Annotated in this window: 8 protein-coding genes; 2 read left to right on the top strand and 6 right to left on the bottom strand. The window is 70.1% G+C overall.

The features are described from left to right. Nucleotides 1-184 precede the first annotated feature (184 nt). Nucleotides 185-736 (top strand): GNAT family N-acetyltransferase, encoded by a 552-nt coding sequence (locus ACWD0A_RS34215; protein WP_451304545.1) that lies wholly within the window; start codon nt 185-187, stop codon nt 734-736. An 8-nt stretch (nt 737-744) separates the two neighbouring features. Here ACWD0A_RS34215 and ACWD0A_RS34210 read toward each other — a convergent pair whose 3' ends face one another. The 6 genes from ACWD0A_RS34210 to ACWD0A_RS34185 all read right to left on the bottom strand — a co-directional run bounded on the left by ACWD0A_RS34210 (nt 745) and on the right by ACWD0A_RS34185 (nt 7,938). Further along, complete coding sequence (locus ACWD0A_RS34210) at nt 745-2,376, bottom strand: type VI secretion protein (protein ID WP_451304543.1); 1,632 nt, start codon at nt 2,374-2,376, stop codon at nt 745-747. 1 nt (nt 2,377) lies between these two features. After that, the gene (locus ACWD0A_RS34205; RefSeq protein WP_451304541.1) at nt 2,378-3,793 is read right to left on the bottom strand and encodes an ATP-binding protein; all 1,416 of its coding nucleotides are present in this window, start codon (nt 3,791-3,793) and stop codon (nt 2,378-2,380) included. 12 nt (nt 3,794-3,805) lie between these two features. Then, the gene (locus ACWD0A_RS34200; protein WP_451304539.1) at nt 3,806-5,359 is read right to left on the bottom strand and encodes an SCO6880 family protein; all 1,554 of its coding nucleotides are present in this window, start codon (nt 5,357-5,359) and stop codon (nt 3,806-3,808) included. Beyond that, nucleotides 5,356-6,654 carry a hypothetical protein gene (locus ACWD0A_RS34195; protein WP_451304537.1) on the bottom strand — a complete coding sequence of 433 codons (1,299 nt, stop codon included), beginning with the start codon at nt 6,652-6,654 and terminating at the stop codon, nt 5,356-5,358. Before ACWD0A_RS34195 ends, ACWD0A_RS34200 begins: the two co-directional genes overlap by 4 nt. Beyond that, nucleotides 6,644-7,477 carry a hypothetical protein gene (locus tag ACWD0A_RS34190; RefSeq protein WP_451304535.1) on the bottom strand — a complete coding sequence of 278 codons (834 nt, stop codon included), beginning with the start codon at nt 7,475-7,477 and terminating at the stop codon, nt 6,644-6,646. Before ACWD0A_RS34190 ends, ACWD0A_RS34195 begins: the two co-directional genes overlap by 11 nt. Before the next feature lie 152 nt (nt 7,478-7,629). After that, nucleotides 7,630-7,938 (bottom strand): hypothetical protein, encoded by a 309-nt coding sequence (locus ACWD0A_RS34185; protein ID WP_142217964.1) that lies wholly within the window; start codon nt 7,936-7,938, stop codon nt 7,630-7,632. Between the two features lie 376 nt (nt 7,939-8,314). Here ACWD0A_RS34185 and ACWD0A_RS34180 point away from each other — a divergent pair, with 376 nt between their 5' ends. Beyond that, nucleotides 8,315-9,856 carry a fibronectin type III domain-containing protein gene (locus ACWD0A_RS34180; RefSeq protein ID WP_451304533.1) on the top strand — a complete coding sequence of 514 codons (1,542 nt, stop codon included), beginning with the start codon at nt 8,315-8,317 and terminating at the stop codon, nt 9,854-9,856. Nucleotides 9,857-10,020: the final 164 nt, after the last annotated feature.

Below are 10,020 nucleotides of genomic sequence, written 5' to 3'. Positions count from 1 at the left end.
CAGGGGGGACCCTGTGGGAGAGTAGGACGCCGCCGAACAATCATTGTGGGAAAGCCCCGGAACACTGTTCCGGGGCTTTCCTGCGTTCCGGGTGTGTGCGGGTGCAGCAGGGGACGCAGCGGCACAGTGCGCCGAGGCGGAAACCTCGTTGCCGGGGTGCCGGGGCCTTGGCCACTATCGGGGCATGGACTACGTCATCCGGCCCGTACGCGCCGAAGAATGGGCCAAGGCCCGCGAGTTGCGGCTCGCCGCCCTTCAGGACCCGCTGGCATCGATAGCTTTTCTGGAGACGTACGAGGACGCCGTGGCGCGGCCGGACTCCTTCTGGCAGGAGCGCACGGCCTCGGCGGCGGCCGGCCGCGAGGTGATCCAGTTCATCGGCGAGGCCCCGGACGGGAGCTGGGACGGCACGGTGTCCTTGCTGGTGGAGCGGCCGGGCGTCGAGGCGCGGGTCGGGAAGCCGGCGGCGGTGGAACAGACGCATGTGGTGGGCGTGTTCGTCCGGCCGGAGGCGCGGCGGAGCGGTCTCGCGGACGCGCTGTTCCGTGCGGCGCTGGAGTGGTCGTGGGCGCTGGAATCGCCGCGGGTGGAGCGTGTGCGTCTGATCTTCCACGCGGACAACGCGCGGGCCGAGGCGCTCTACCGGCGCGCGGGCTTCGTGCCGAGCGCCGACACGTCTCCCATTCCCGGGGACGATATGGCGCGCGAGTACGAGGTCAGGCGCGCGGCGGCCTAGCCAGGGGCTCAGTGGGAGGGCAGGGGGGCCGCCCAGCGGGCGCGGGCCTGTTCGGCCGAGCGCAGCAGGACGAGCGTCGGCAGGCCTTGGTCCTGGCCGGTGGCGAGGAGCTCGGGGAGCACGGGAAGCGGCGCCACGGCCGCGACGTCGTCGAGGACGAGGGTCAGTGGTGGGTCGAGCCGACCGTCGGATGACCGTGCGGCCATGCGGCGGCCGTGCTCGACCACGTCTGAGGCGAGTGCCGTGAGCAGCGGCATCGCACCGGGGTGGGAGCGCGGATCCTCGATCGGTTCACCCACCACGTAAAGCGTGCCCGCTTCGTTCACAAAAGATTCCAAGGCCAGCGAATCGGTTCGATGGGGAGTGCATGCCTCACGGATGTGGACCGACGACAGCGCAGCGAAGGCACGGCCGGTCAACTGCTGGGCGATGTCCCGGCGTTCCGGATACGCGGTGAGCGCGGACTCCAGCAGTCCGGCGAGTCCGGCGGCGGCCTTGGGATGCGTGCGGAGGATGCGTACGGGCTCGTGGGCCCCGGTGCCCTGCGCCCAGCGGTGGACCTGGCGGAACGGGCGGCCGTCCACGGCGGCGGCGTGCAGCCAGCAGCGCAGGAGCGTTTCCGCCGTGTCGGCCATGGCGGCGTCGATCAGTGCCCGGGGGCGCACGGGCGAGAGGAGGGCGGTGGCGCGGGCGGCCGCGGTCCGTTCGTCCTCACAGCCGGCGGTGGGCGACCAGTGGAGCCGGGAAGGGGTGTCGCACAGGTGCCCGGGGTCGTAGACGAGAACGGGTCCCAGCTTGGCGCGGGCGCCCTTCGTCTCGGCCCACACGGACGCGTCGGAGGTGACGACGAGGACAGGGCCTTCGGCGTCGAGGAGCGCCTGGACGGTGGACGGCCGACGGGTGGCGGGATCGCCGTACAGGACGCGGGAACCGGTGCCGCGCGGGCCGGGGACGGTGGTCGAAACACCCGTGGGCGGGTACGGGACCGGGGCCGCTGCGGTGGAGGGGACCGCGGGCGCGTGCGGGTACGGAGCCGGTGCGGGAGCCGCGGTCGCCGCCGGGCCGGCCGGCTGGAATGCGGGGACGGGCCCGGGGGCCGTGGGCGGGGTCTGCTCGGGCACGGGCGATGCGGACACGGTCTGCTCGGGCACGGGCGGCGCCGGGGCCTCGGATGCCGTCTCCACGGCCGGGGCGGCCGAGGGCGTCGTGTCGGCCCTGCCGTGCGGCTCCGACGACGTCCGCCCGATCGCGTGCTTCTCGGCGCGGGCCGTCGCGCGGACCGCACGCCAGCGTGCCACCGTGCCCAGCGTGAACACGGTCAGTACGACCAGCACCATCAGTTCGCCGATGGCCAGACCCCAGAACAGCCCGTAGCCGGAGAGCTCGGCGGGCGGGGTCGACGGCCAGGCGGCGGGCAGGTCCTGCGGGGCCGAGGCCAGCGACCGCAACGCCATGGGCGTACTGGTGAACGTCACGCCCGTCGGCCAGGCACCGTGCGCGAACAGACCCGCCAGGCCCGTCGCCGTCCACACCAGCACCGTCAGCGCGAGCAGGAAGCCCAGCAGCCCGACCAACAGGCCGTCGGGGATGCCCCCTTCGCGCTCCCCGTTCCGGCCCCGCCCCTGGCGCCCCTGCTCCATCTCACGCCACCGTCGACTCTGAGGACTCGTCCATCTGCTGTTGCCGCTCGATCAGCGCCGCCCGCTGCTCCGCCTCCCACTCCGCGGCCTGGACGTGCTCCGGCACCGCGGGCCGCGAGGACTCCGTCATCGCCCGGTCGGTGAAGACGAGGGTCCGTTCGGCCTCGGTCACCAGGTGTTTGACGACCTGGACGTTGCCGTTGACGTCCCAGACGGCGATGCCGGGGGTGAGCGTCGGGATGATCTCGACGGCCCAGCGCGGCAGGCCGAGCACGCGCCCGGTGGCGCGCGCCTCGTCCGCCTTCTGGGCGTAGATCGTCCGTGTCGACGCCATCTTGAGGATGGCCGCGGCCTCCCGTGCCGCCGCGCCGTCCACCACGTCGGAGAGATGGTGCACGACCGCCACGAACGACAGGCCGAGTCGCCGCCCGAACTTGAGCAGCCGCTGGAAGAGCTGCGCGACGAACGGGCTGTTGATGATGTGCCACGCCTCCTCCACCAGGAAGATGCGCTTCTTGCGGTCGGGCCGGATCCAGGTGTGCTCCAGCCACACGCCGACGATCGCCATCAGGATCGGCATCGCGATCGAGTTGCGGTCGATGTGGGACAGGTCGAACACGATGAGCGGCGCGTCCAGGTCGATGCCGACCGTCGTCGGTCCGTCGAACATGCCGCGCAGGTCGCCGTCGACGAGCCGGTCGAGGACCAGGGCCACGTCCAGGCCCCAGGCGCGTACATCGTCTATGTCGACGTTCATCGCTTCGGCGGACGCTGCCTCGGGGTGGCGCAGCTGCTCCACGATGTCCATGAGGACGGGCTGCCGGTCGGTGATCGACTCGTTCACGTACGCGTGGGCCACCTTGAGCGCGAAGCCGCTGCGCTCGTCGAGGCCGTGGCCCATCGCGACCTCGATGATGGTCCGCAGCAGGGCGAGCTGGCCGGTGCTGGTGATCGCGGGGTCCAGCGGGTTGAGGCGGATGCCGCCGTCGAGCGCCGTCATCGGGTCCAGCCGGATGGGCGTGATCCCCAGCTCCTGCGCGATCAGGTTCCACTCGCCGACGCCGTCCTCGCCCTGCGCGTCGAGGACGACGACCTGACGGTCGCGGAAGCGCAACTGCCTCAGGACGTACGTCTTCTCCAGCGCCGACTTTCCGTTGCCGGACTCGCCGAGCACCAGCCAGTGCGGGGCGGGGAGCTGCTGCCCGTACAGCTGGAAGGGGTCGTAGATGTAGCCCTTGCCGCTGTAGACCTCGCGGCCGATGATCACGCCCGAGTCGCCGAGGCCGGGTGCGGCCGTCGGGAGGTAGACGGCCTGCGCCTGCCCGGTCGAGGTGCGGACGGGCAGACGGGTCGTCTCCACCTTTCCGAACAGGAAGGAGGTGAAGGCATCCGTGAGGACGGACAGCGGATCACGCATGGCTCAAGGCCCCTATCGGCGGATGCCGGTCGCGAACGGAAGGGTGTTCACAAAGGCCCTGTGGTGCTCGCGGTCGCACCACTCCAGCTTCAGATACGACTTGCCGGCAGAGGCCCTGATCGTGCGCTTGTCCCTGGCCAGGGCCTCGGGCGAACGCGACGACACAGTGATGTACCCGACGAGGTTGACCCCCGCCGCACCGCTCGCGAGATCTTCACCCCGCTGGTCGAGCCGTCCGTGCGCGGCGATGTCGCGCGGGTCGACGGTCCGGTTCATCTTGGCGGCTCGGCTGGCGTCCGCCTCGTCGTTGGTCTTCTCGGTGAGCATGCGCTCGATGGCGACCTCGGTGGGCTCCAGGTCCATCGTCACCGCGACCGTACGGATCACGTCGGGGGTGTGGACGAGCAGCGGCGCGAGGAAGTTGACGCCGACCGGGGTCATCGGCCACTCCTTGACCCACGCGGTGGAGTGGCACCAGGGGGCGCGGGTGGAGGACTCGCGGGTCTTGGCCTGGAGGTAGGTGGGCTCGACGGCGTCGAGCTCGGCCGGCCAGGCGTTTCGTTTGGTCATCGCCTGGATGTGGTCGATGGGGTGGTCCGGGTCGTACATGGAGTGCACGAGGGACGCGAGGCGGGCCTGGCCGAGGGGCTGCCGTACGCGGATGTCCGCCTCGGCCAGCCGGGCGCAGATGTCGGTGAGCTCGCGGGCCATGACGACGGCGAGGCCGGCGTCCTTGTCGAGCCGCCTGGCGCCGGAGGCGTGCTTGGCGGCACGGGCCATGGCGTGGGCCTCGGCGGCGAGTTCGCGTGAGTAGTGCATGCAGGCGACGAGGTAGGCGCGGTGCTGCTCGCTGGAGGTGGACACCATGGACTGGAGCTGTTCGTACGACTCCTGGAGCCAGGCCGGCGCCTTCTCGTCCCCGCGCTGGGCGACGTCCTTGGCGTGTGCGTCGGGGTCGGCGGGCAGGGTACGCGCGAGCATCTGAATGCGCGTCACGAAGCCGTCACCATTGGCGACATGCTTGAGCAGCGTGCCGAACCGGTCGACCAGCGCCTCCTGGTCCTCGCTGTCGCGCAGTCCGACGCCGGGGCCCTCGATCTCGATGGCCGCGGTGACGGTGCGCCGGTCGGCGTGCAGCAGGACGGCGATCTCGTCGGGGCCGAAGGGGGCGGCGAGCCAGTTGATCCGCCCGATGCCCGGCGGCGGGCCGACCTCGATCTCCCGTCCGTCCATCCGGGTGCCGGCCTCGACGGCGCCGGAGCGGTAGGTGGTGCCCTGGCGCAGGGTGCGCTTGTAGCTGCGGTTGATTTCGAACCATTTGTAGAAGGTGCGGCCCTTGTAGGGGACGTACACGGCGGCGAGCGCGAGCATCGGGAAGCCGGTGAGCAGCACGATCCGCAGGGACAGGACGGGGACCAGCAGCCCGCTCATCATGCCGAGGAACGCGCCGGCGATGATCAGTGCGATCTCGCCGGTCTCGCGGTTCTTGCCGACGATCGCGTTCGGCCGGGCGCGGCCGATGAGGTACGTGCGGCGGGGCGCGATGGGTGGGGACTGGATCGTCAACGCCGGCCACCTCCTGTGCTGTTGCGGTTGCTGTGCGGGGTGCCGCTGGTCGGGGTGCTGCTACGGGGCGAGGGCGCGGCTCCCTGGCCCGTACGGCTGCCGTGCGCTGCGACGCCGCCGCTGACGGGGTTGGCCGGGCGGGGCGTGCTTCCGCCGGAGTCGCCGCCGGTGTTCTGGTTGCCGCGGGAGCTGTGCGTCTTGATGCCCTGCGAGACGAGGGCGGCCGGGGAGCTGATGACGGCGGCGGCCTTGCCCTCGGCGGCGTTCTGGATGCGGTTGTTGCGGGAGTTGGCGATCTCGTCGCCGAAGCCGGGGACGAAGCGGTAGATCATGGCGGAGGCGAAGATCGCGAGCAGGATGATCGAGAGCCCGGACACGACGGCGGAGAAGGAGTCCGGCCCCTCGCCCGCGGAGAGCGCGCCGGCGAGGCCGAGCACGATGACGATGACGGGCTTGACCAGGATGATGGCGATCATGATCCCGGCCCAGCGGCGGACGTGGCCCCACATGTTCTTGTCGACGAGCCCTGCGTAGACGACGACGCCGAGGAGGGCGCCGACGTAGAGCAGCACGGCGCGCATGAACAGCTCGAGGTAGAGGATGCCGGCGGCGAGGACGGTGACCAGCGCGACGATGATCAGCATGATCGGGCCGCCGCTGATGCTGTCGCCCTTCTGGAGGGCCTCCTTGAAGCTGCCGAAGAAGATGTCGGTCTGCTGACCGGTCCCGGAGGCGACGACCTCGGTGACGGCGTCGGTGGCGGTGACGACGGTGTAGAGGATCAGCGGCGTGAAGGCGGAGGCGAGGACGGTCAGCCAGAGGAAGCCGACGGCCTCGGAGATCGCGGTGGTGAGCGGTACACCGCGGATGGCGCGCTTGGCGACGGCGAGCAGCCACAGGATGAGCGTGAGGACGGTGGTGGCGGCGAAGACGATGGCGTAGCGGGCGAGGAAGGCGGGGTTGGTGAAGTCGACCTCGGCGGTCTCCTTGACGGCGCCGGAGAGATAGTCGAGCAGGGTGACGGCGGCGTCGGCGCAGCCACGGGCGAGGGAGGAGAGGGGGTCGAGGGCGGCGGTGGGGTCGTCGACCCCGGCGGGGCTGCTGCCGCCGCGGGCGCCGTCGCCTTCGGTGCAGTACTCCTTGGCAGGGCCGATCAGCAAGTCACATGGGTCGTTGCTCGGACTCGGTGTGGGCGTGGGGGCGGCCGTCGCCCGTGCCGCGTACAGAAAAACGGCCGAGTGCACCGCTGCGAGTGCTGTCATGACCGCGCGGAGACGGCGAGGGTTACCGGGCATAGGTGAAGCCTCCGAACTCCGCTACTGCCTTGCTGATCTCATCGGAAGTGGAAGCGGCGACGTCGCCCGGAACCGGGGCCGGGCCGTCCTTCTGCTCATCAGCAGCGACCTTCCAGTCGCCGTCCGTCCACTGGAGGTCGAAGGTCCATGTCTTCCAGGTCGTACTGACCGGATCTGTGGAGTCGGGCCCGGACATTCCGATGAGCCCGGTGTACCAGACGGACACGCGGGCGTTCTGACCGTCGAAGGACTCAACCTTGGTGCCCACAGGGATCGTGCGAGACACGAACGTGCTGCCGGAAGGAGCATTGCCGTTCGCGTCCAGGCCGAGCTTCTCGAGGAACTCTGCCGAGTAGGCGGAGTCCTGAGGCCCCTTCAAGCGGGCAGCCGCCTGCGCCGTGTAGACGGTGTCCAGGATCTGGTGGCGACTGGTCGAGTTGAACATGCCAACCGAGCCCAAGGCCACGGCATAATTGGACGCCGCGCTCTGCGCCCCCTGCTCGTCCCGTGCGTAGCCCGTCGGGATGCCGCCCTCGTTGCCCTTCACCGGGCGCACCCCCGTCGCCGCCGTCGGGCGGCTGTCGGGGGACTTGCCGGTGTCGCCCGACGTGTCCTCCGCCCCGCCGCCCCTGTTGGCGAAGGCGATCGCCGCGATCAGCAGCACCACCACGCCCACCACCCCGATGAGCGAACGTGAGGTGCGCACCGGGCGGCGGGCGCTGCCGTAGACGTCGTCGCTCGTGCCCGGGAGCCGGGTGCGGGTCTGGCCCGAGCCGCCGAAGCCCTCGTTCGTACGGCTGTCGTGCTCGTCGCCGAGGCTCATCTCGGGCAGGCCCCCTCAACCGGTAGTGGACGTGCTGCGGACCGCGCGGACGCGGTGTGGTGACGTGACATCAGCAGGATGGGGGACATCGGGGGAGACGCAACCTCGGAGGTGGGCCGGGCGAGCCTGGAGAGGACGGGCGGGCGGCCGGGCTAGACGGCCATCCCGTACACGATGGTGAACAAGGTCCCCAGTGAGCCGATGATGAAGACGCCGGTGAGTCCGGCGACGATCAGGCCCTTGCCCTGCTCCGCACTGAAGGTGTCGCGGAGCGCCGTCGCGCCGATGCGCTGCTTGGCCGCGCCCCAGATGGCGATGCCGAGGCAGAGGAGGATGGCAACGGCCATCACGACCTCGATCATCACTCGAGCCTCGTTGCCCAGGCTTCCGAAGGGTCCCCAATTCGGGGCGATACCGCCGATGATGGTGGTGATGTCGCCCTTTTCGGCTGCCAGGATCATGTAACTCACCGCCCCTGTTGGGTTGTTCGCCGCCCACGCCACTCGGCACGGGCCAGGTTCTATCTTCGCTGATGAAACCGTCCGCGTAAGCCGACTTCGAGGGTCTCTTTACCCGATCTCCGCACGTTTGACCGAAGCGGCTGCCTTGACCTGCGAAGGCGTGGCGTGTTTCGAGCCCTGTACACATATCGTCACTCTGTGTATCACGGAGAGTGACTCCGGGCAATGACTGTCGTTGTGCCACCTTTGGGGTGGTCTCGCCGGGTGAGGAGGTGGAGCGCCTCACCCGCCTGGTCGCATTCGCGCCAAAGCCCATGACAAATCAGCCATCTGTAATTGTTTGCGCGTTCAACTGACGTCGCTACGGTCCGCTCCCATGGGCCACTCACACGCACACCGTCCGTACGTCTCCCGCCGGGACTTCCTGCGCCGCAGCGCGGTCGTCGGTGCGGTGGGTGCGACCGCCGCGAGTGGTGCCTGGTTCTGGCGGCAGCCCGCGTACGGCGCCGATACCCCCGTCTCGCAGGTCCACGTGAACTTCGGCAGTGACGCGGCGCGCGAGATGACGGTCAGCTGGATGACCCCCGGACCGGTGCGCAGCCCGTTCGTCCAACTCGGCGGCGACCGGGTGGCCGCGCAGACCGCGCAGTACCCCGGTTACCCCGGCTACTTCCACCACGCGCGGCTCACGCGGCTGGTTCCGGGCACGTCGTACGGCTACCGCATCGGGCACGCGGACAAGACCGTCACGCCGGCGTACGGCTTCACCACCGGGCCGCGCGGCCGGGAGAAGTTCACGTTCACGGCGTTCGGCGACCAGGGGACCGACCTCGCGACCACGGCGCAGCAGCCGATCCAGCCGAGCATGAACACCAAGTTGGCGCAGTCGTTCAACCCGGCGTTCCACGTCATCGTCGGCGACCTGGCCTACGCCAACGGCGACCAGAGGCTGTGGGACGAGTGGTTCGACATGATCTCGCCCATGGCCACGTCCACGCCGTGGATGCCGTGCATCGGCAACCACGAGATCGAGAGCCAGCTCGATGTGCTGGGGACCGGTGACAGCTGGGGCGAGTGGGGCTACGACCCGTACCGGACGCGCTTCGCCCTGCCCGGCAACGGCTACCCGGAGCTGGACAACTGCTTCTACTCGTTCCGCTACGGCAGCGTCGTCTTCATCAGCATCGACAACAACGACGTCAACACCGAGATCAAGCACAACATCGGCTACACCGGAGGCCGTCAGCGGCTGTGGGCCGAGAAAGCCCTCGCCGCCGCCCACGCGGACAAGGGCGTCGACTTCATCGTCGTTCTGATGCACCAGGCGGCGTTCAGCTCCTCCTCGCGGCACGGCGCGGACGACGGTGTACGCGAGACCTGGCTCCAGCTGTTCGCCCGCTACTCGGTGGACCTGGTGCTCCAGGGGCACGACCACAACTACGAGCGCAGCCATGTGCTCGCCGGCGACCAGGTCGTCGCCGATGTCCCCAACAAGCTGGACCTCGGCACCGCGTACATCCTGTGCGGCAACGGCGGCGCGGTGCAGGACTCGTTCGACCCTGTCCAGCCGGCCTGGTCCGCCTTCCGTCAGGCGCTCAAGATCGGCACGCTGAAGGTCGAGGTGGACCCGCTCACTCCGAACGGGATGAGCCGTCTCACCCTCGGCGAGTACTGGGCACTGGACGGCTCGCCCATCGAGGAGGGCATCGTCCTGGAGAAGAACGCGAAGTCCGCGCCGCGCCAGGACGATGCGGCCGGCACCACCACGCAGAGCGCCGCCCCGGCGATCACGCTTCCCGCCGCGGACGCTCCCGCCGGGACCACGCTGATCGGCGTGGAGGCGGCGGGAGCGACCGGTCTCGCCCTGCACGTCCGCACGCGTGAGGAAGCCCTGGACGAGCGCGCCTCGTTGACCTGACGGGCCGGACGTCCCGCCGCGTGGCTGTGGGGGTGTGATTGCCGCCATGGTGGGATTCGGTCCTTTGTTCGTTGCTCGTGGGAATGTGTGCGTGGCAGCATTCGTGGGTGACTGACAACGGGGATGAGGCAGCGAGGCCTCAACGTGCTTCGCGGCTTGCGGAG

The sequence above is a fragment of the Streptomyces sp. NPDC002867 genome (assembly GCF_053591895.1).
The sequence above is the reverse complement of the archived record's forward strand: the minus strand, read 5'-3'. Positions and strand labels throughout refer to the sequence as shown.